Below are 20,541 nucleotides of genomic sequence, written 5' to 3'. Positions count from 1 at the left end.
CATTTGTCATCGTTTTTATATCGACCCGTCTTTTCCGCATGTTCGCCATTGCATTTACATATGCGGTCAACCTGATGAATTCGCGATTTGGTGCCCTGCCGCAAATTCACCTATGAAAACGTGTCTTTGCTTCTGCTGGACGCATCCTACTGTTTGCTGCAATGCGGTCAACTGCAAAAAAGTACAGTAGACGCGTTGCCGCTTTTCACACAGCATCCGCGCTTAATCACGGCGCCTTTGTGCTTTGAACCAAACCGGGGCACAGGCGGCGCTGCCGCACCTTTTTGATCTGCAAAACGGTGCACGCACGTGATTTAAAAGGCCGCCATTGGATTGCCAATCAATCCAATGCGACGGATTGGTGAAACCGCGCGTTGGTGCGCGGCATCCGGCCCAACCTGGATGCCCGCCTGCCGATGCGTTCCACACTCCAATAGAGGCAGCAAGATGGCTCAACACGACTCCAAGGCTCTGGCCAACAAGTTCATCCACGCGCTGGAAACGCGCGACCTCGACGCCGTATCGGACCTGCTGGCCGATGACGTTGTCTTTGAAGACGTGCCGCTGGCCGACACCGTGCACCGCGGCAAGCCCAAGGCTGTCGAAAAGGTGGCCGAGTTCTTCGGCAAATCGTCTTCGTACGTCTGGAAGAAGCACCGCGTGGTGTCGGAAAACGGCACGGTGTTTGTCGAGCGCACCAGCGACATCGTCTTTGGCGACAAGAAGGTCACGCTGCCGATGGTCGTCATTCTTGAGTTCAACGACGCCGGCAAGCTGACGCTGTTCAAGGACTACTTCGACCTGCAGACGCTGCAAAACCAGCTCGCCTGATTCACTGGGTGCATTCCATGCAGGCACGCCGCCATCCCGAGCGGGTGGCGGCGCCTTCCCATCGCCCTACCTACCGATCCACCGTTTGAGGAGATGACCGATGAGCACGTCGTATCGCTCCGAAATCCACCGCTTTGGCGCACCTGCCGAAATCCGTGACCTGCACATCGATGAAGCCGTGGCGCTGGTGCGCGATGGCGATGCGATTGCCGTCTTGCTGGACGTGGTCCAGCCCGAGCAGCTCGATACGTGGTGGGCCGACCCAGCCTACCCCGAGGTGATTCCGCACCGCTCGCTCTCGGGCGTGGCCAACACCGGCGTGGCTGTCGGACCAATGCAGTTTCTGGAAAACGAAAAGCTCGTGGTCGGGCTGGCGGACTACTTTGCCTATGCCGGCCGCTTCAACGGGCAACTGCGCAACACCGCCTTTGCGCGGCTGATTCACGATGCGCTGCACATCGACACCGTGCAGGTGGGCACGTGGGCGGAGTTTCCGCTCACCTCCAAGCGCGAGTTCCAGCCCAAGAAGGAAGGCCTCTACAGCGTGCCGCCGCATTGCGACGCCATCCACTTCTCGCGCGACCCAAGCAACTGGCCGATTGGCGAGAACTACTCCGAGCTGAAGAACCAGATCTCGGTGTTCCTGTCGGTGGCGGATTCCAACGAAGGGACGGGCCTCGTGTTCTGGGACTACCGCCCGCAGGACTTCACCCAGCTGCACACGCTGATGGCCGAATTCTTTGCCAATCAAAGCATCCCCCAGCTTGAAGACGTGCCCAAGCTGGTGGTGCGCGGCAATCCCGGCCAGCTGCACGTGCTCAACACGCGCGTCATGCATGCCGTGGAGCAATGCCAGGCCGTGCGCCGCACGATCGGCGCCTTCCTGGTGCGCCATGAAGACAGCTGGCGCATGTTCCACTGAACCCGCCCAGCCACACGTTGGCCGGCAGATGCCCACACGGCGTCCGCCGGTACAAGAGGCCTACCCATGAAGAAATGGATCGTGCTGTTCTCGATCGGCATCTACCTGCTGCTGATCAACCTGGATCTGACCATCGTCAACCTGGCGCTGGCGGAATTCTCCAAAGATTTCAACGCCAGCATCGAGCAGATTCAACTGGTGATCGTCAGTTACCTGGCAGCTGCGGCGGCGTTCTTCTGCCTGTCTGGCGTGCTGGCGGATCGCTATGGCAAGAAGCGTGTGTTCATGGCGGGCGGGCTGTTGTTCGTGCTGTCATCGCTCTATATCGGGGCGTTTGCGCACAGCATTGAGGCCATCATCGTGGCGCGCTTTGTTCAGGGCATCGGCTTCTCGGCCACGCTGGGGCTGGCACTCATCCTGATCGGCAAGGCGTTTCCGCCCGAGCAGAAGGGCCTGGCAACCGGTGTGGCCGTCACCATCACGGGGATCGGGCTGGCAGCCGGGCCGCCGCTGGGCGGCTTCATCCTGCAGGCGTTCGGGTGGGAGATGATCTTCCTCATCAACGTGCCGCTGGGGCTGCTGTCTCTGCTGCTCACGGCCGTGTTTGTCGACAGGGATGACGCAAACGAACTGAGCGCCCGCAAGCTCGACGTGGTGGGCGTGCCGCTGTACCTGCTGGGGCTGGGCTGCCTGATCGTGCTGTCCAACGCGTTGGCCACGCTCTCGTGGGCGCAGATCGGTGCGTTGACCGCCGTGGGCGCCATCTCCACCGTGCTGTTCGTGCGCCGCAGCCTGCACGTGGAGGCACCGCTCATCAACCTGTCGCTGCTGAGGAACGGCACCTACCTGACGGTGGTGGGCATCCGCATCATCTTCAACTTCGTGATGGCGAGCTTCCTGTTCGTGCTGCCGCTGTTCATGCAGAACATCCTGAACTACTCGAAGGTGCGTGCGGGGCTGTGGGTGCTGTGCATGACGGCTTGCATCTTTGTGGTGGGGCCGATTACCGGTAAGGTCATCGACCGCCACGGCTACAAGGTGCCCGTGCTCACTGGCATGACGCTGCTGCTGGTGAGCTGCGCGGCATTTCTCACGCTGCGTGTGGAGTTGTCCATCGTGCTGTTCGTGATCGGGCTGGTGAGCTTTGGGCTGTCCAACGGAGCGCTCACCACGGCCACCATCAACGGCGCCACATCGCAGGTGTCCCCCAAGCACACAGGCACGGCCATCGGCCTGTTCTTCACGCTGTCGATGGTGGGGGCCATGTTTGGGGTGGCGGTGTCGGGGTTGATTCTCAGCAAGGTGGGGGAATTCGAACTCGCTCGCCATATCGCCAGCACAGCCGCCACGTTCACGCCCGAGCAGTTGCACACGCTGCACGGGCTCGTCAACGCCAGCCAGAACTTGGTCAACGTTGCAGGCACGTTTGCCGATCACCCGATCGATACCGTGCGCGATCTCGTCAACACAAGCTACGTGCCCGCCATGCGTGCGTTGATGGCATTCAACGCCCTGCTGGCTGCCATCGGCATCGGCCTATCGGTGGCGCTGTTCAAGCGCAAGGAAGCGCGCCCGGCCGATTCCACTGACCCCACGAAATCCCGCAACGAACACCTCGAAGGAGCCGTGTGATGCAATCCAGATTCCTGAATTTCGATTTCGGCAAGCTGCACTACCTGCAGGGCGGCAAGGCCAACGCGCCCACCATCGTCTTCCTGCATGGCACGGCGTCCACCGCCGCTTCTTTCGCCGATCTGGAACCGATCCTGGGCGACCAGTTCAACCTGATCGCGCTGGATTTTCCGGGCCACGGCCAGTCGGACCATATCGATGTGGCGCGCTTCGGCTTTCAATACAGCATGATCGGCCTGCGCACGCTGTTTGAAGCGTTCCGCCACCGCCTGTCGCTGCACGAGATCATTGCCGTGGGCAACAGCGTGGGCGCCAACATCGCCACGCAATCGCTGTTCAAGGATCCGAACCTGCTGGGGCTCGTGTCGGTTGCCGGCGTGCATGCGGTCAGCCGTGAAGATGCCTTCTCCAACTTCCGCCCCGACGCACCGAAGGAACTCGCCTTCAAGAACCACCTGGTAGGCGACGAGGCCGATGCGCTCACGCGCGCTTACCTGGATGTGTCGCAAGCCGGCACCGAGGTCTACAAGCGCATGCTGACGGACATCAAGGAATCCGACGGCAACTTCCGCGAGCAATTCGCCATCCACCTGAAAACGCAAGGCTGGCTGGATGAGCTGGCCATCCTGTCGGGCAGCAAGGTGCCCTTCCTGTACATCGGCGGCAAGAACGACGCCTTCATCGACAACGCCTACTACGACAAGCTGCAGGCCCGCGTGCCGCGCATCCAGCCGGCCAACGTGCACATCCTGGAAGACGTGGGCCACGTGCCGCACCTGGAAGCGCCCGAGGTGTGCGGCAAGCTGATCCTCGAATTCTCCAAGACGCTGTGAGGAGCCGGCCATGAGCCTACTGATCGTCGGTTGTGGCCCCGTGGGGATGACGCTGGCCGGGCTGCTCGCCCAGCAGGGCGAGGCGGTGCAGGTGATCGACAAGCGGCTGGAGCTGTCGACCCTGCCGCGCGGCATTGCCGTCAACCAGGCGAGCCTGGCGGTGTTCGACCAGCTTGGCATCGGCACGCAGGTGGATGCGCTGGGCCTGCGCGTGCCGCGCATGAACCTGTACCGGCGCAAGGCATACTTTGCCGACATCAATTTCTATCAGCTCGACATCGAGCGGCCGCATTTTTTCCACCTCACGCAAGACGTGATCGAGCGCGCGCTGTATCGGCGCATTTCGGAGCTGGGCGTGTCGATCCGCCAGGGGCTGGAACTGCAGGCGCTGCAGGAAACGCCCACCGGCGTGGTCGCCACCTGCACCCACCCGGACGGCACGGAAGAACACATCTTTGCGGACCACGTCATCGCCTGTGACGGCGGCAACAGCACGGCACGGCGCCTGCTCGACATCCCCGTCGACCAGGCCATGTATGCCGGCTACTTTGTGGTGGCTGACGTGAGTTTCGACACGCTGCCGCTGACCAACAACGAGATGCACTGCTTCTGCGGTGTGGATGGCTACCTGATGATTGTGCCGATCCCGGGCGGCAGCTACCGCGTGATCGCCTCCTTCCCGGGTGAAGACCCGCAGAGCGGTTTCGATGCAGCGTTCATTGAACGCATCATCCGTGAGATGACGCCCATCACCGCCAACGTGCAACACCTGCACTGGATCACGCACAGCGCGTTCGGCCACCGCATTGCGAGCCGCGCACGCGTGGGGCGCGTGTTCTTTGCCGGTGATGCGTGGCACCAGTTCAGCCCCATCGGCGGTACCAACATGAACCTGGGCATTGAGGATGCGGCGGTGCTGGCGCGCGCCATCCTCGCGCGCGATCTGGATGCGTATGAGCTGCCGCGCCTGGAGGCCGTGGCCCGCAATCTGGCGGTCACGCGCTACCTGAGCCGCCTGCTGGTGCGCTCGCCCGACCTGGCGACGACCGAACGTCCGTTCGGTGCGCCGTCGCTTGAGCGTTTGCTGCACGACGAGCTGCCGCGTTTCCTGACCGGACTACGCACGCGCATCTCCACTGCAAAGCCCCGCACGGAAACCGAAGTCGCCACTGCCTGATCCACACAGGAGACCTTCATGGTGCTCACGTTCCGCACGCCTGCAGCCAGCCGGCTACCGTCGCTCACCGGGCTGCGCTTTCTGGCGGCCATGCTGGTCTTCCTGTACCACGGGTCACTCATGAAGATCGTGGTGTTCAACCCCTTTGCCGATGCGCAGTGGGCCACGGCGTACAACCACCTGTTCAACGCGGGCGGGCGCGTGGGGGTGTCGTTCTTCTTCGTGCTGAGCGGGTTCGTGCTGACGTGGTCTGCGCGCAGTACCGATACAACGTCGGCGTTTCTCAGGCGGCGCCTGCTCAAGATCTACCCCAACCACATCGTCACGTGGGCGGTGGCCATGATGCTGCTGGTGGCGCCCGGCACGCGGCCTGCGGTGTGGCTGCCCAACCTGCTCCTGCTGCATGCGTGGGTGCCGGAAGACGACATCCTGCGCGGGGTGAACGCGGTGTCGTGGTCGCTTTGCAGTGAGCTGCTGTTCTACATGCTGTTTCCGTTGATCCTGCCGGCGGTGCAGCGCATACGTGCAGCGCGGTTGTGGTGGTGGGCAGCGGCCACCGTGGCGGCGCTGCTGGCAGCGCAGGGGCTCATCACGCTGCTCACACCAGATGCGCCCGTCGCGCCAGGTTGGCCGTTGCCGGAGCTGCGTTTCTGGCTGGCGTATTTCTTCCCGCCGCTGCGGCTGTTCGAGTTCGTGCTCGGCATGCTGATGGCACGCATTCTCATGACGGGGCAGTGGATCAGGCTTGGCCTGCTGCCGGCGTTTCTCTTCATGGCCGCGGGTTATGCGGCGGCGCGCGTGGTGCCGTTTCAGTACAGCCTGAACGCAGTCACCATCGTGCCGATTGCGCTGCTCATCACCGCCGTGGCGGCAACGGACGTGGCCGATGCGCCCACGCTGCTCGCCTCGCGGCCGATGGTGTGGCTGGGCGAGGTGTCGTTTGCGTTCTACATGGTCCACCTGGAGGTGCTATACGGTACGCAAGCGCTGCTGCACGGGCAGACGTTTGCCACACCCATGGCGCTGGGCGTGATTGCCTCGGAGTTCGGCACGGCGCTGCTGCTGGCGTGGATGCTGTACGCGCTGGTCGAGCGGCCCATCATGCGCCGCTGGGCCGGCAACGCGCGGCCACGCACCGCGCGCGCGTTGGTCAGCCGGGCAGACGACGGCAGCCGTGCCTGAGCCTCAGGCTGCCGTGGCCGGAATCAGCCCCAGCATGGCCGCCTTCACCACTGCATGCGTCTTGTTGGCCGCGTTGAGCTTGGTGATGGCGTTCTGGATATGAAAGCTCACGTTGCGCTCGGTCATCTCCAGAATGGCCGCCACCTCGGCCACGGTCTTGCCCTCGGCCGTCCAGTGCAGCGTCTGGCGCTCTACGTCTTTGAGGCGCGCGGCGGCATCGGGCAGCACCTTGCTCGCCATCAGGTTGCTGATGGTGGCGTGGGCAAGCTGGCCCAGCCAGATCATCTCCGGCTCGATTGCGGCCAACTCGTCTGCGGTGATGGGCTCGGCGGTGCGCGCCAGGCTGAAGGTGCCGAAGATGCCACGATGGTCTCGCATGGTTTGCGACCACCCGTGGTTCAGCCCATGCGCGCGCGCCTCCACCCAGAACGGCTCGTTCGGATCGCTGATGCCCGGCCACAGCATGGGCTTCACGCAACGCTGGCCGAACTGCAGCACCGGGTCGATGGCGGCATAGCCACGCGCCAGATAGGTCTCTCGCCAGCGCTCGGGGTAGTTGCTCCACGCCACGGTATTGAAGCGCGTGATCGGGATCGCCGCGCGCAAGGCATAGGCGTAATAGTCGAAGCCCAACAGGGTCACGGCCGTGTGCAGGCTACGAAACGCAGCGTCTGCGTCGTCCAGGGTGTTCAACTCGCGCAACAGTTCTGCGCGCCACGATGTCATCCGGTTTTCCGTCAATGCAATGCGAGCGCCCATGCAAGCGTTCTCCCAAATAGAGTCAGTGCGGCAGCAATGGCGTCGGATAATCCCGCGCGCATTACCGCCTCCACCTACAGACGTTTTGAACATGGCCGCGTGCCGGCACAGCATGCGGCACTCCCCCGGGCTCAGGCTTGTGGCGGCCAACCCGCGCCAGTACGCGGTTTCAGCCTTGATCTGGTCGTCGCCTTGCGCTTCGCTGATGGCTCGAAACGGCGTGCTGGAACTATACAAAATTTGAGGCGGCTTGCGCGGCGCAACATACTAATGAGGGGTAGTACGTTGTCTCGAATGCGGATTTGACTGAAGGCAGGAATAAATCTGCTGATAATCGCTCGCCTTTGCGCAAAGTTGATTCATTGATATAACCACCTGCTTTTTATTGGCTGCTATGTGGTTGCTTGCCGTTCATTTTTTCACAGTGTTCACGTTTCATGAACGCCGAATTCTCTTGAACAAAGTGATCTTGCTGTTCATACTTATCGTGTGTTCACGCATCATGAACATGCGACGAATATGAACAACCACACATGGCGACCCGACACGATCCCCAGCATCACGAGCGTGAAGTGCTCGATACTGCGCTGAAAGCCCTGGGCGAACTCACCGGCATAGACGGCAAGGTTGTTGCGACCGAAGCCCGCACCAGTCTCCGCGCAAAGTCCGACGCCGTTGTCGACCTGAAGGTCGCCGGCCAGACACATCGTTACCTTGTGGAATGCAAGCGCTCGATGGACCGAGCCTCCGCACTGGCCCTAGTCCGTACGCAACTGGCCCCCCACCTCGACTCTGGTTTGCTGGTTGCACCGTACCTCAGTCCGCAACTGGCAGAGCACAGCCGGCAGCTCGACTTGCAGTTCATTGATACCGCAGGCAATGCTTACCTTAAGGCCGATGGTCTGTACGTATTTGTGAGTGGACGCAAGCCGCTCACCCTTCCGACACAGACATCCACGCGCAGCGCAGGCAACGCCACAGCATGGCGCATGGCTTTCGCCCTGCTCTGCGAACCTGCGCTCGTACAGGCGCCATATCGGGAGATCGCAGAGACCGCCGGCATTGCACTCGGCTCTGTCGGTGCAGTATTCCAGGACTTGGCCACGCGCGGTCTACTGGTTGAGTCAGCAAGAGGCCGTCGCCTCGCTGCGCCTGCGCAAATGCTCGACGAATGGGTTGCCGGCTACCCCTCGATACTGCGCCCCAAGCTGCATCCTCGCCGCTTCCAAGCAACCAACCCAAACTGGTGGCAAGACGCCAGCCTGGTCGACCCGACACAGCTGAGCGCGCAATGGGGTGGTGAAGTCGCGGCCGCCCGCATGACCGGCTATCTCAAACCCGCCACGCAGACGCTCTATATTGATCCGCCTGCCATGCGAGACACGCTGCGCCACCTAGTCACCAAGTATCGCCTTCAGCCTAGCGCAGATGGCTCCATCGAACTGCTGGAGACCTTCTGGCGACCGTCGACTAGCCAAACCGCCCGGGAAAGTCTTGTACCACCGATCCTGGTTTATGCGGATCTCATCGCCACCATGGACTCGCGCAATCTGGAAACCGCCAACCTCATCCGAGAAAAAATCATCGCTCGTGTACTCGATCCGCTCTGACCGCCCACTGGACCGCTCAACCCAGGACATCCTCAGTGCCATCCACGACGTGGCTGCACCGCTGGCACTACCCATCTTCGTGGTGGGTGCCACAGCGCGCGACATTCTGCTGACACACGTGTTCGGTATCGAGACCGGACGTGCCACGCTCGACGTGGATTTCGCCGTTGCCGTAGAACATTGGCCGCAGTTCGAAAACATCAAGCAGCACCTGCTAGCCAACGACCATTTCGACTCTGCCGCCAGCATCACCCATCGACTGCTCTATCGCACGAGCGACAACACGATCGCCCGGCCAATCGATCTCATCCCATTCGGCGGCATCGAACAGCCGCCAGCCACCATCAAATGGCCGCCCGACATGGCTGTCATGATGAATGTTGCTGGCTACGCAGATGCCTGGCGGGCCGCAGTCGAAGTAGAGTTTGTGCCCGGGCGCAGCATACGCGTTGCATCGTTGGCTGGACTTGCCGTGCTCAAGCTAATCGCCTGGAAGGATCGCGGCCTGGAGAACCCAAAGGATGCGGAAGACCTGCAGTTCCTGCTGCAAAACTATGCCAGCGCCGGCAACGTGGATCGCCTGTATGACGCCGAATCCGCTCTGTTGGAATCGGCCAACTACGATCAGGACCTCGCAGGCATGGCCTTGCTTGGCAGAGATGCCGCCACGCTGGCCAGCCCGCAAGCCTGTGAGCAGTGCATCGCCCTGCTCGACGACCCAGCAATGCGCGATCGCCTAGCCCTGCATATGGCCAGAACGCGTGCTGGTGCAACAGATGCGCTGGACACGGCCTATACCCGCTTGACTTGGTTCCGGCGAGGGTTCGAACTGCACGCGACCAGCTCCCCCTCCGTCTGATTGCAAGGCGGCGCCAACTCGAACCCGTCGCCATTGGACGCGCACTTATGCAAATGTCTGCCGGAACGCACGCCACGCTTCAGCATGCGTCTCGAAACCAATCCCGGGTGCCTCCGGCAAGCCTGCATGGCCGCCCTCGATGCGTGCGCCATCCGCCAGCCCACGAAACGGCGCAAACGCAAACGGGCTGACCTCCGCACCGCCCAGGCCGAGTGCCGCCACCAAATGCAGCGCAAAGAGATGTCCGCCGTGCGGCCAGAATGCATGGCGCGGCCAGCCGTGCGCAGTCATGGTGTCGATAATGCGCAGGTAGCCCGGCACGCCGTAGCAATGCACGGGGTCAAACACCAGCACATCGCGCGCGCTGCGCAGGCCACCGTATTGATCGAGCAACCGCGCCTCGGCTTGCGAGAACAACGCCTCGCCCGCCGCGATGGGCGGCGCATACACCTCGGCCACCTTGGCGTGCGTGGTGAAGTCCAGCGGGTCGCACAGGTCTTCAAACCACCAGAGCGCATAGGGCTCCAGCACGATGGCGGCCTGCAGCGCGGTGGTCTGGTCATACAGGTTCATGGCATCGACAGCGAGGTTGCCGGTGCCAGACAACTGCGCAGCCGCGACTTCAATGCGCTGGCAATCCACATCCAACGGCGCACCACCGATCTTGATCTTGGCGTGCGTGAAGCCGAGATCCACGCAGCGGCACATCTCAGCAGCCAGGCGCGCCAGATCGTCCTGCGGATAGCGATAGCCGCCGCCGGCATACACGCGCACACGCGGCTGCGCCACCCTGCCGAGCCGCTGCGCATGGAAGGCGTACAGCGGCACACCGGCAATCTTCGCAGCCGCATCCCAGATCGCCATGTCGAGTGTGCCGACGGCCACGCAGCGCTCGCCGTGGCCGCCTGGTTTCTCGCCCGCCATCATCGTGTGCCATGCCCGAACCGGGTCGAGATTGGTGCCCGCCTCATCCGCCAGGCTGCCGGGTGATGCGCGCAGCAGGCGCGGCGCAAAGCGCTCGCGAATCAACCCGCCCTGCGCAAAGCGGCCGACCGATGCGTAGCCGTAACCGACCACCGGTTTTCCATCACGCATCACATCGGTGGTGACGGCCACCAGACTGGTGGTCAGCCCGCCCGATGGGATGGACAGATCGTCATACCGGGAAACCGGAATGGCCTGCTCGCGAATCTCGGTGATATGCATATCGGCCCTCGCTGCACCGCTGATGCGGCGGCACGTTCGCGTGCATTGTCGCAAGGTCTCGCACAATGCGTGCAGCAGCGGCCTGCGCCAAACATGGCGTGCCGATCGAACGCGCAAAGCCCTGACCGTCTGGCCGCGACTCGCTTTGCCGGTATACGCCGCGCCGTTGCCTCTGGTTGAGGACTAACCCCTAGATTGTCAAAAGCTGAACATTCAGCGTGGATATGACTCAGCACGATGGCGTCTTCGCACCAAGCCACAGGATGGAAGATGTCCGCCCCGATCAAACCACGCACCCAAGCACCGCACGGCATGAGCCGGCGCGATTTCCTGACCCTCGGCACCGCCACGGCCGGCCTGGGCGCGTTTGGCCTGACCTTGCCCGACACCGCACTCGCAACCACACCGGCAGCGGATACCAACTGGCATGCCGGGCAGCTTGCACACCTGATCCCCGCGGCCAGCCATGACCGCTTTCTCATCAAGGCATCGTTTCAGGCACCACTGGCGCACGCACCGTGGCTGATCGTGAACGGCAAACGTGTTGCTGGCGAGCGCACCGATACGGCAGGCCGCTTCTGGCGCTTTGATGTACGCGGCCTGCAGCCGGCCACGCAGTACACACTGCGCATCGTCGATGCTGGTGGCAAGCCACTGGCCGATGCCTGGCCGCTCAAGACCTTTCCCGCACCCAACGCCACACCCGCGCGACTGCGCATCCTGGCCTACACGTGCGCCGGCGGTTACGACGGCCCTTCCATCGCCGGCAAAACCGCCTGGCTCGACATGGCCGCGCGCCGCCGCCTGCTGGCGCGTGGCATGGCGTTCGCCCCCGATGCCGTCATCGCCAACGGCGACCACATCTACTGGGACTTGCAGACCTCGCAGAACAAGCCCTTCGCACGCCAGGTGCGCGAGCTGATGTGGACAAAATTTGGCGGCGCACTCGACATGTCGGTGCCAATGTCACACCCGAAAAACGAGCCGATCTTCACACGCGTATGCGACTACCAGATCAGTGGGCTGTACGGCACCACGCTGCGCTCCACGCCCGCGTACTTTCTGACCGATGACCACGACACCTTTGAGAACGACGAGTTTGACGACAAGGTCGCCACGCTGCCGCCGGAGCCATATGGGCTGATTGGCGCAGAGCTGACACAGCACCGCTACTACCCCGAGTTCCTGCCCGATGCCAACCGCCCCGTATGGCTGCCCGGTGGCGACAAGGCGGGCATGCCCACCGACACCAACAGCGCGTTCGGCACCCTGCGCTACGGCACCCTGCTTGAAGCGGTGCTGTATGACTGCCGACGCTTTCTCGACAACAAGGGCATGCACGCACGCGTGGTGCCGCAGTGGGTGGAAGACTGGCTCGTGGCGCGCACGCGTGCGGAAGACACGGCGCATTTCTTTCACGTGCCATCGCTGCCGTTTGCGTACTCCTCCGGCAAGCTGGGCGACTGGTATCCGGATCTGCTCGACACGAAGACCGGGCGACTGGTCGGCAATCAACCCAAGCCCGGCTGGCAGACCGGCTGGCACGCACAGCACCAGCGTCTGGTGGCGGCACTCGGGCAACAGCAGCAGCGCGCCGCCGTCATCGTTCAGGGAGATTTTCACGCGTCAGCCGTCGGGGCGATGTCGCGTTCGGCCGAGCTGGAGTTCGCGCATCCGGTGCATGCCGTCATGACCGGCACGCTGGGCACCGGCGACATGGGCTTCCCCTCCGCCTTCCGCAGCATCGAGACCACGCCGGCACTGTCCGTCGCCATGCAGGAAGCGTTGCGCCCAACCGAGAAGAACGGCTTTACCATCATCGACGTGACACCCGAGAAGATGACCTTCTCGCTGTTCCTGTGGCGCCCGCCCGAGCCGGTGGACGCCATCGACACCCTCCAGCCGGCCCTGGTGTACGAGGTGCCACGCCTGGCTTGAGGTGTCCGCACAACAACAAGGAGACGCATGGCGAAGATCTGCATCGTGGGGGCCGGTTCGATCGGCTGCTATCTGGGGGGCCGGCTGCTGGCCGCGGGCGCTGACGTAACACTGGTTGGGCGTGCGCGCATTGGCGATGAACTGCGCACGCATGGCCTGACGTTGACGGACTACCGTGGTGGTCGCTGGCAGGTGCACACCGCCGACGTGGCCTACGAGACCGAGCCCGACGTAGCCGCCACGGCAGATCTGGTGCTGGTCACAGTCAAGTCAGCCGCAACCGCTTCTGTGGCTGATGCGCTAAAGCCGCTGCTGCGCCCCGGCACGGTGGTGGTCAGCTTCCAGAACGGACTGGGCAATGCCGACGTGCTCCGCGCCGCGCTGCCGCAGCAGACGGTGCTGGCGGGCATGGTGCCCTTCAATGTGATGCAGCCCGGGCCGGGCGCCTTTCATCAGGGCACAGCGGGCGAACTGGAGGTCGCCGCATCGCCTGCATTGGGCGCCTTCCTCGATTCGTTCCAGCGTGCCGGTCTGCCGCTGGTTGAGCGTGCGGACATGGCATCGGTGCAATGGGCCAAGCTGCTGCTCAACCTGAACAACGCCATCAACGCACTGGCCAATCGGCCACTGAAGGAAGAACTGTCGCAGCGCGCTTACCGGCGCTGCCTCGCTCTGGCGCAAACCGAAGCGATGCGGCTGCTGGTGCGCGCAGGCATCCAGCCCGTCAAGCTCACCCCGATACCGCCTGCGTGGATTCCGCGCCTGCTGGCCACGCCCGATGCCGTATTCACGCGGCTGGGCGGCAAGATGCTCGCGATCGATCCGCTCGCGCGCTCGTCCATGTCCGACGATCTGGCCGCCGGCCGCACCACCGAAGTCGACTGGATCAACGGCGAGGTCGTACGCCTGGCTGATCGGCTAGGACAACGTGCGCCGGTCAATGCGCAGCTGTGTGCGCTGGTGCATGCCGCAGAAGCGGCCGCCGCGCGCCCGAGCTGGTCAGGCAACGATCTGCTGGCGGCACTGCGCTCAGCCACCTGAGCTCGATTCAGCTTGCGCTCAGCAGCAGCGGCATGTCTTGAATCTCGATGTGCCCATAGCGCAGGCGGATGGCGCCCAGCTTCACCAGCGCCTGCAGCTCCTTGCTGAGCGTCTGCCGGCTGATGCCTAGCATCATGGCCAGCGCGTCCTGCGAGGTGTTGATGGTTGCGCGCCCTTGCGCCGATTGCGATACATCGCCGTGTGCCAGCATGGCAATCCGCCGTGCCACGCGTGCGCGCGTACCGTGAAGCGCGGCACTCGCCAGCGAGCCATAGGCCAAGCGCAAACGCATCGCCACCAGGCGGGCGATGGCTGCTGCAAATGCCGCATCACGCATCAACGCGTCGAAGCGCTCGGCACTGACGGCGAGCACCTCTGCATCCTCCAGCGCAATCGCACAGTGGCCGCGCGGTTGCTGATCCAACGTCGACACGCCGCCAAACCAGTTGCCGGGCTCAACCAGCGCGAGAATCGCCTCGTCCCCTTCCGCGTTGAAGATCGACAACTTGAGCACGCCGCTGGCGACGCCAAAGAACGCGTTGGTACCGGCATCCACCGGATCGCCCTGGCGGAAGAGGAATGCACCGGCGGCAACCTGCACGGTCGTGGCGGCCTCCAACAAGGCCTCGGCGGCCTGTTGCGGAAGACTCTGGAACCAGGGGTTGGTGGAAAAAACTTGCATGGGCGGCGGCGGTGAATGCGCTGGCACGAGACTACCTGCAATGCCTGCCTATTGGCAAAACGGTTGTGCGTTGCAGTCCACCGACATACCCCACTTCCGGACGCACCGGCATCCGGCACGTTCTGCTAACGTCGCTCGACATTTCAATGGGAGGGGCCATGCCGTATCCACGTGTTCTGGTTGCCGTTGCCGCGCTGCTCGCAAGCGTATCCGTCTGGGCGCAGAACCCGCCCGCCGCCAACGCAGACGACACCCGCAACGCTCAGCTGTTGCAGGAAGGCGCACAGCTTGCCAAAGCGAGCCGGCAAGCCGAGGCCATCGACGATTTCGACAAGGTGGCCGCCTTCTACGAAAACGCGTATCGCGACGAAACGGCCCGGCTCTATAGCGCCCGCAGCCAGGTGGAATCGCTGTTGTACCTGGCGGAAGCGGCCAACGCCAAGACGAGCGCCAAAGTGGTGTCGTCCAACTGGGCCTATGCGTACTACCTCAAGGCCTACGCCTTGGTTGAGTTGAACCGCGCAGATGAGGCCAAGACGATCCTGCAGCGCGCCATCGACATGGCACCGCACAATGCGCAGTTCCATGCAGAGATGGGCAACCTCTACCAGCGCGAGAAGAACTGGCCGCAGGCACTCGCCAGCTTCGACGCCGCCGCACGCGATGCGCGCGAGTTCTCGCCACCGCAAATCAAGAACAACGAGATTGGACGCGCCTGGCGTGGCACGGCGTACGTGTATGTCGAACAGAACCGGCTGGACGAGGCCGAAGCGCTGTACCGCAAGTGCCTGGAGCTGGATCCCAAGGATGGTCGCGCGGCAGCCGAGTTGCGCTACGTACAGGCGCAACGCGCCAAGGCAGGCAACCCGTAAGCGGATTACCCTGGCCGGCGCCCCAGCACCCACCCCACCGAGAACACATACCGGCTGCCGCCCACCACGCGCGTCACGCTGTGCTCACACGCATCGGGGCGGAACAGCTTGATGCGCCGTGTCTGGAAGATCGGGTTGGCGCAGATGAACTCGCCACCCGCGCGCGGCGACTTCAACACGACGTTCAGCCGATAGTGCCGCCCATTGGATACGGGGTCGGTATGCGGCGGGATTTCCGACCCTTCCGGGTAGCGGATCAGATAGCTGTCAAACGGGATTGGCCACATGGCTGTGGCCAGCAGCATCTTGTCGTAGCCCGTGCCCTGGCGACCACGTTGCCAACGAAAAGCGGTTTGAAGAAACTGGCGCAAGGAAGACATGAGAGCCACGGGTCGCTGAACCCGCGCATGTTAGCCGGGAACTACCGCCGCTTGCCAACCTTCGACCAGTACGTGAACGGCGCTTCGTGGCACTCGTAGTCGAGTTCAGCCACGCGCGTCTGCAGGCGTTCCTGCACATCCCGTACGGCGAGGTTGTAGACCACCGGGCCGATCTCTTCGATGAAGAAACTCAGCAACGCGCCAGCCTGGATGTTGCCGATGCGCTCTTCCAGGTGGTCGGTGAAGTAACGCTGGATGGATTGAATCGCTTCTTCGCGGGTATCGCGGTCAAGCTCGATCGGCATGGGGGGCTCCTGAGAATGGGCAGGCTTCAGAGCGTCAGCTTGTAGCCCTCGTGGCTTGCCACGAAGCCCAGGCTTTCGTAAAAGCGATGTGCATCGCTGCGGGTCTTGTCGGTGGTGAGCTGTACGAGCTGGCACTCGCGGGCACGGCAGGTGTCGATCGCCCATTCGAACATGCGGTGCCCGAGGCCGCTACCGCGCAGCGGCACCGCAATGCGTACCGCCTCGATCTGCCCGCGCCACGCACCACGCCGCGCCATGCCCGGGATGAACGACAACTGCAGCGTACCGACCACCGTATCGCCCTGCACGGCCACCACCAGCTGTTGATTGGTATCGGCTGCAATAGCGTCGAACGCTGCCACATAGCATGCGTCGAGCGTCGGCCCGAGAGACTCGCGCTGGGCACCCAACGCGTCGTCAGCCAGCAGGGCAACGATGGCCGGCACATCGTCCAGGCGTGCGGTGCGAAAGAGAATGGATTCCATAGACGATGCGAACGTGATCGACAGCGGCAATGCGCGTTGGCCGCCAGTCTAAGCCTTTCTGTGCGCTGGCCGGCATGCTCGTTGCACCGCCGAAAGCATCGATCCATCGTCTATCGTTAAGGCAGGACCACGGCGGCCCGCCAGCGAGTGCACGGGCCGCCTCATCGCACAGGAGACACGGCATGCGCGTCGAGCTGAACCACACCATCGTCTGGTGCCGCGACAAGCAACAGTCCACCCGCTTCCTGCGCGACATCCTCGACCTTCCCGAGCCGATCCCCTTTGGGCAAATGCTGGTCGTACCGCTGTCCAATGGCGTCTCGCTCGACTTCTTTGACAGCGACGCGCCAATCGCCGCGCAGCACTACGCCTTCCTCATCAGCGATGCCGAATTCGACCGCGCATTCGCGCGCATCCAGGAAAAAGGGCTTGCGTACTGGGCGGACCCCGCCAAGAAACAGCTCGGCGAAACCTACGCCCACAACGGCGGCCGCGGTCTGTACTTTGATGACCCGGACGGGCACTTTCTGGAGATCATGACGCGGCCATATGACCTGGGGTCGTGAGGGCCGCCCGGTCCATTGGGTAGCGGCCTTCTCACGTTAGCGATTACAGCGGCATTCCTTGGCGATCAGCTTCATACGCTCAACAAACTGGCCGGTTGCCCGCTCCTGGATTGGCTTGTAGCGTTCACGGAACACCTGCGCAAACGCGGGCATCGCGTCACGCGATGCCACAACCTCCTTCTGGCCAAGCGGCGATGAATAGAACGCGATCAGCTGGTCCAACTCCGCATCGGTGAACTTTGCACCGAACACCTGCCCCCAGGTTTGGACGTACTCCTTGGCGCCCCAAGGCGGTTGCAAGTCGCTCATGAACGTGTCCATCACTTCCTGAAAGCGCTTGCGATAGGTCGCATCGGGATTCAGGCCACTGAGCATCTGCGTCATCATCTGATCTGCCTGCTTGCGACCGTACTCACGACCACTCGCCAGCGACTGATCAAACATTTTCACCAACCCCTGGGCTTCCATCAGTTTCTGCACTTTCTCTGCACGGCTATCCGCCAGCGCAGATGTCGACAGCACAACGCCGACGACAATCGCGATCCAGTTGCGCACCACTTTGACCCCCTGATGTTGTTTTTTGTCTGGCGATTCTACGTTGGACCACACACTACTCGCGCACCACCTCGTAGCGCACCTCCACGAACGTGTCCTTATAAGGCGTGGCCGATGTCAGCTTCAATGCGGGCGTCACCACCGCACGCGGCAAGAGCGGCAACCCGTTGCCCAGCACCACCGGCATGATCTGCACGATCAACTCGTCGAGCAGGCCACGGTCGAGAAACTGCCCGGCCAGCTCTCCGCCACCGACAATCCACACGTTCTTGCCGTTGGCCCCTGCGCGCATCTGTTGATGCACCGGCGCCACGTCACCCTGCACGAAGCGGACATCCGCACCCTCCACCGCCGGCAGCTTGCGTGAAGTGAACACCCACGCGGGCTGCGCATACGGCCAAGGCGCAGCTTGCGCAGTGCCGGGCTTGACCAGCTCGCGCAGCAGCCATTCATAGGTGGATGCACCCATCGCCAACGCACCCACATCGCGAATGAAACCGTCGTAGCTCGTGCCGTCCAGCGAGCCGAACTGCATCAGCCAATCCAGCGAGTGATCCGTCGTCGCGATGAAGCCGTCAAGACTGGTGGCGGCGTAATACTGGGTCTTGGACATGGCGTGCGCTCTTGTTGGTTTTGGGAAAGAAATGCTATGCGATGCGGGTGAGCACCCGCTTACGCCCCTAGAATGCCGGCGCGTGACCCAGCTTGGGCTGCACGTTGCACCTCGGCCACATACCCCTCTTCCTGGTCGCTGTGTACGCACAGGCACAGTGCTAGCGTTGCGCGGCACGCGCTCTTAATCCAACCACACCACCACCATGCCATTCCTGATCGGCCTGCTCTGCTGGATCGCTGTCAATGCCTGGACAACGCGCCGGATCCTGCGCGCGAAAGACTTCGACCACAAAGGTCTTTACATCACGGTGGTCTGGATCACGCCGTTTCTCTACGCGTTCATTGTCTGCGCACAGATCCGGTCGTATGAGCGCGCGATGGCGCAACAAGCCGCCGCTCCCACCGCCGGCGTCGATGCGCCGGCGCCGGCACAGTCACTCTCCGCGCCGGGCGTGGCCAGTCTGGCGCTGGAGGAGCATACCGGCCACGTCAACGGCTTTCCGTTACTGGACTGGACCGCTGTTGGCAAGTGGCTCAATGCCATCGAAGCGGAACCTGCGCGACGTGAAGCCCGCACGCAGGCCCAGCGCGCGTGGTTGCTGCATTTGCGCGATACGCTCGGCCCGCACGTCTGGCTGTTCGAGACCGAACACGCTTTTGTACTGTCTTCGCTGGAAGAGGCCGTTGCGCGTGCAACAGCCAATTATGTCGAGACCACGCGCAAACGCATCGGGCGCCTGCTGGGCGATCTTGCACGATTCGCGCAGGGCGAGAAGAGCATCCTGCTGGTGCTCGACGATGAGGACTGGTACTACCAGTACGTCAGCATCTACTACCCCGAAGATGGGGAGTTCGCCTTCAGCGGCGGCATGTTCATCGATGCGGGTTGCCCACACTTTGTCGTCAAGCGCGATCACCTGTCGGCCATTGAACCGACCATCGCGCACGAGCTCACGCACAGTGCGCTTTCGTATCTGAAGCTGCCGCGCTGGCTGGATGAAGGCATTGCTGTCAACAGTGAGCGCCGGTTGGCGGGCGGCACAAGAACGCAGTACACACCTCAGCAGATCCACGCCATGCACCTGCGCTTCTGGGAAGCGCAGAAGATGCAGGAGTTCTGGTCTGGCGATGCGTTCATGCGCACCGACGACGGCAACCTGCTGTCCTATGAACTGGCCCGCGTTCTGGTGGACTACCTCTCGCGCACATGGGAGCCGTTTTCCGCATTCGTGCGGCATGCCGACCGTGCCGACGCCGGTGCTGCCGCGGCGCAAACGCATCTCGACATTGACCTGGGTGCATGCGTGTGTGCACTGGTCGAGCGCGAGCCATCAGAAGACTGGGCGCCCCGTCTGGGCACACCAGCCGCGATGCACTGATCCAACCGCACGACTCACGACACTTCAGCAATGCCCGCCAGCCTCGCATTTATCGTCGCCCTCGCGCTCTGCACACTGCTCCATCTGACGACATTTGCCGCGGTGGGCACGGCGCTCCGGATTCCGGTGCGGGAGATGTCGCTTGGCTTCGGGCCGCAGTTGTTCCGGTTGGGTCGTCTGCGCGTTCGCCTGCTGCCGGTCGGCGGCCATGTCCGCTTCAAAGACCTTGGTGAAGACGGGCTGACCGAAGATGATCTGCTCGGCGCGTTGGATACGCAGCCGCTGTGGATGCAACTGGCGCTATCGCTGTCGGGCACGGTCACGCTGTTGCTCGTTGCACTCGTGCTGCTACGGCTTGAAGCACTACCGGCCTTCATCAACGGCTTTGCGCAGATCGTGCTTGGTGCGCTATCACCCGTCGGCGACGCGCAGACCCTGCTCGCTCAAGCGCATCAGGCGATCTTGCAGTTGCCGTTCACGGCACTGCTGGGGTATGTAGCCGCCAAGTTTGCAGCGTTCAACCTGTTGCCACTTCCTGTCACCAATGGCGGTCAAGCGCTGACCTTCATCGGGCGCAGGCTTGGGTTGGGCAGGATCTGGCCCGCGCGACTGACGCACATTCTGGTGCTGGCCCACCTGGCGTTGGGACTGTCCTGGGTCGGCGCGCTGATGGTGTACGTCCTGAACCCATCGCAATAGAACTCTGACTGCT

22 protein-coding genes are annotated in these 20,541 nt (G+C 63.0%); 14 read left to right on the top strand and 8 right to left on the bottom strand.

The genetic code is table 11. The features are described from left to right. Positions 1 to 447: 447 nt before the first annotated feature. From C404_RS34875 to C404_RS34850, 6 genes are all read left to right on the top strand, one after another. Positions 448 to 831: a limonene-1,2-epoxide hydrolase family protein gene (locus tag C404_RS34875; RefSeq protein ID WP_021193354.1), complete on the top strand. Its 384-nt coding sequence runs from the start codon at positions 448 to 450 to the stop codon at positions 829 to 831. A 100-nt stretch (positions 832 to 931) separates the two neighbouring features. Beyond that, the gene (locus C404_RS34870; RefSeq protein WP_021193353.1) at positions 932 to 1,753 is read left to right on the top strand and encodes a hypothetical protein; all 822 of its coding nucleotides are present in this window, start codon (positions 932 to 934) and stop codon (positions 1,751 to 1,753) included. A gap of 66 nt (positions 1,754 to 1,819) precedes the next feature. Further along, entirely contained in the window at positions 1,820 to 3,385 is a 1,566-nt protein-coding gene (locus C404_RS34865; RefSeq protein ID WP_021193352.1) for an MFS transporter, read from the top strand. Then, positions 3,385 to 4,218, top strand: a complete 834-nt coding sequence (locus C404_RS34860; protein WP_021193351.1) for an alpha/beta fold hydrolase — start codon at positions 3,385 to 3,387, stop codon at positions 4,216 to 4,218. Before C404_RS34865 ends, C404_RS34860 begins: the two co-directional genes overlap by 1 nt. Before the next feature lie 10 nt (positions 4,219 to 4,228). After that, positions 4,229 to 5,395, top strand: coding sequence for an FAD-dependent oxidoreductase (locus C404_RS34855; protein WP_021193350.1), 1,167 nt, complete (start codon positions 4,229 to 4,231; stop codon positions 5,393 to 5,395). A gap of 18 nt (positions 5,396 to 5,413) precedes the next feature. Then, a complete protein-coding gene (locus C404_RS34850; protein ID WP_021193349.1) occupies positions 5,414 to 6,577 on the top strand; it encodes an acyltransferase family protein in 1,164 nt (387 codons plus the stop codon). 3 nt (positions 6,578 to 6,580) lie between these two features. On the opposite strand, the gene C404_RS34845 is transcribed toward C404_RS34850, so the two are convergent. Beyond that, the gene (locus tag C404_RS34845; protein WP_037011051.1) at positions 6,581 to 7,336 is read right to left on the bottom strand and encodes an autoinducer binding domain-containing protein; all 756 of its coding nucleotides are present in this window, start codon (positions 7,334 to 7,336) and stop codon (positions 6,581 to 6,583) included. Between the two features lie 533 nt (positions 7,337 to 7,869). Between C404_RS34845 and C404_RS34840 the strand changes: the two genes are divergently transcribed. Further along, positions 7,870 to 8,946, top strand: a complete 1,077-nt coding sequence (locus C404_RS34840) for a type IV toxin-antitoxin system AbiEi family antitoxin (protein ID WP_021193347.1) — start codon at positions 7,870 to 7,872, stop codon at positions 8,944 to 8,946. 49 nt (positions 8,947 to 8,995) lie between these two features. Continuing rightward, the gene (locus tag C404_RS34835; RefSeq protein WP_160170165.1) at positions 8,996 to 9,805 is read left to right on the top strand and encodes a nucleotidyl transferase AbiEii/AbiGii toxin family protein; all 810 of its coding nucleotides are present in this window, start codon (positions 8,996 to 8,998) and stop codon (positions 9,803 to 9,805) included. A gap of 45 nt (positions 9,806 to 9,850) precedes the next feature. Here the strand turns inward: C404_RS34835 and C404_RS34830 are convergent, their stop codons facing one another. Continuing rightward, a complete protein-coding gene (locus C404_RS34830; RefSeq protein ID WP_021193345.1) occupies positions 9,851 to 11,011 on the bottom strand; it encodes an enolase C-terminal domain-like protein in 1,161 nt (386 codons plus the stop codon). Positions 11,012 to 11,281: 270 nt separating this feature from the next. Between C404_RS34830 and C404_RS34825 the strand changes: the two genes are divergently transcribed. Then, entirely contained in the window at positions 11,282 to 12,949 is a 1,668-nt protein-coding gene (locus tag C404_RS34825; RefSeq protein ID WP_021193344.1) for an alkaline phosphatase D family protein, read from the top strand. A gap of 27 nt (positions 12,950 to 12,976) precedes the next feature. Next, positions 12,977 to 13,990, top strand: a complete 1,014-nt coding sequence (locus C404_RS34820; protein ID WP_021193343.1) for a 2-dehydropantoate 2-reductase — start codon at positions 12,977 to 12,979, stop codon at positions 13,988 to 13,990. 7 nt (positions 13,991 to 13,997) lie between these two features. Here C404_RS34820 and C404_RS34815 read toward each other — a convergent pair whose 3' ends face one another. Then, positions 13,998 to 14,672 (bottom strand): Crp/Fnr family transcriptional regulator, encoded by a 675-nt coding sequence (locus C404_RS34815; RefSeq protein ID WP_021193342.1) that lies wholly within the window; start codon positions 14,670 to 14,672, stop codon positions 13,998 to 14,000. Positions 14,673 to 14,830: 158 nt separating this feature from the next. On the opposite strand from C404_RS34815, the gene C404_RS34810 reads away from it, so the two are divergent. Further along, positions 14,831 to 15,544, top strand: a complete 714-nt coding sequence (locus C404_RS34810) for a tetratricopeptide repeat protein (protein ID WP_021193341.1) — start codon at positions 14,831 to 14,833, stop codon at positions 15,542 to 15,544. 5 nt (positions 15,545 to 15,549) lie between these two features. Here C404_RS34810 and C404_RS34805 read toward each other — a convergent pair whose 3' ends face one another. Genes C404_RS34805 through C404_RS34795 form a run of 3 tightly spaced genes read right to left on the bottom strand, consistent with a single transcriptional unit; the run spans position 15,550 to position 16,714 of the window. Further along, positions 15,550 to 15,924 (bottom strand): 2OG-Fe(II) oxygenase, encoded by a 375-nt coding sequence (locus C404_RS34805; protein WP_021193340.1) that lies wholly within the window; start codon positions 15,922 to 15,924, stop codon positions 15,550 to 15,552. 41 nt (positions 15,925 to 15,965) lie between these two features. Beyond that, the gene (locus C404_RS34800; RefSeq protein WP_021193339.1) at positions 15,966 to 16,229 is read right to left on the bottom strand and encodes a DUF2164 domain-containing protein; all 264 of its coding nucleotides are present in this window, start codon (positions 16,227 to 16,229) and stop codon (positions 15,966 to 15,968) included. A 26-nt stretch (positions 16,230 to 16,255) separates the two neighbouring features. Beyond that, on the bottom strand, positions 16,256 to 16,714 hold the full coding sequence (locus tag C404_RS34795; RefSeq protein ID WP_031328855.1) for a GNAT family N-acetyltransferase: 459 nt from the start codon (positions 16,712 to 16,714) through the stop codon (positions 16,256 to 16,258). Between the two features lie 182 nt (positions 16,715 to 16,896). Here C404_RS34795 and C404_RS34790 point away from each other — a divergent pair, with 182 nt between their 5' ends. Further along, complete coding sequence (locus C404_RS34790; RefSeq protein ID WP_021193337.1) at positions 16,897 to 17,280, top strand: VOC family protein; 384 nt, start codon at positions 16,897 to 16,899, stop codon at positions 17,278 to 17,280. A gap of 36 nt (positions 17,281 to 17,316) precedes the next feature. Here C404_RS34790 and C404_RS34785 read toward each other — a convergent pair whose 3' ends face one another. Both C404_RS34785 and C404_RS34780 read right to left on the bottom strand, forming a co-directional pair. Continuing rightward, positions 17,317 to 17,748 (bottom strand): DUF2059 domain-containing protein, encoded by a 432-nt coding sequence (locus tag C404_RS34785; protein WP_212635778.1) that lies wholly within the window; start codon positions 17,746 to 17,748, stop codon positions 17,317 to 17,319. Positions 17,749 to 17,890: 142 nt separating this feature from the next. Further along, complete coding sequence (locus C404_RS34780) at positions 17,891 to 18,448, bottom strand: dihydrofolate reductase family protein (RefSeq protein WP_021193335.1); 558 nt, start codon at positions 18,446 to 18,448, stop codon at positions 17,891 to 17,893. A gap of 205 nt (positions 18,449 to 18,653) precedes the next feature. Here C404_RS34780 and C404_RS34775 point away from each other — a divergent pair, with 205 nt between their 5' ends. Beyond that, positions 18,654 to 19,829, top strand: a complete 1,176-nt coding sequence (locus C404_RS34775; RefSeq protein WP_021193334.1) for a hypothetical protein — start codon at positions 18,654 to 18,656, stop codon at positions 19,827 to 19,829. Positions 19,830 to 19,859: 30 nt separating this feature from the next. Next, entirely contained in the window at positions 19,860 to 20,528 is a 669-nt protein-coding gene (locus C404_RS0129570; protein WP_031328853.1) for a site-2 protease family protein, read from the top strand. The last annotated feature ends 13 nt before the right edge of the window (positions 20,529 to 20,541 follow it).

Source organism: Ralstonia sp. AU12-08, assembly GCF_000442475.1.
Classification (GTDB): Bacteria; Pseudomonadota; Gammaproteobacteria; order Burkholderiales; family Burkholderiaceae; genus Ralstonia; species Ralstonia insidiosa.
This window is presented reverse-complemented; position numbering and strand designations above follow the sequence as displayed.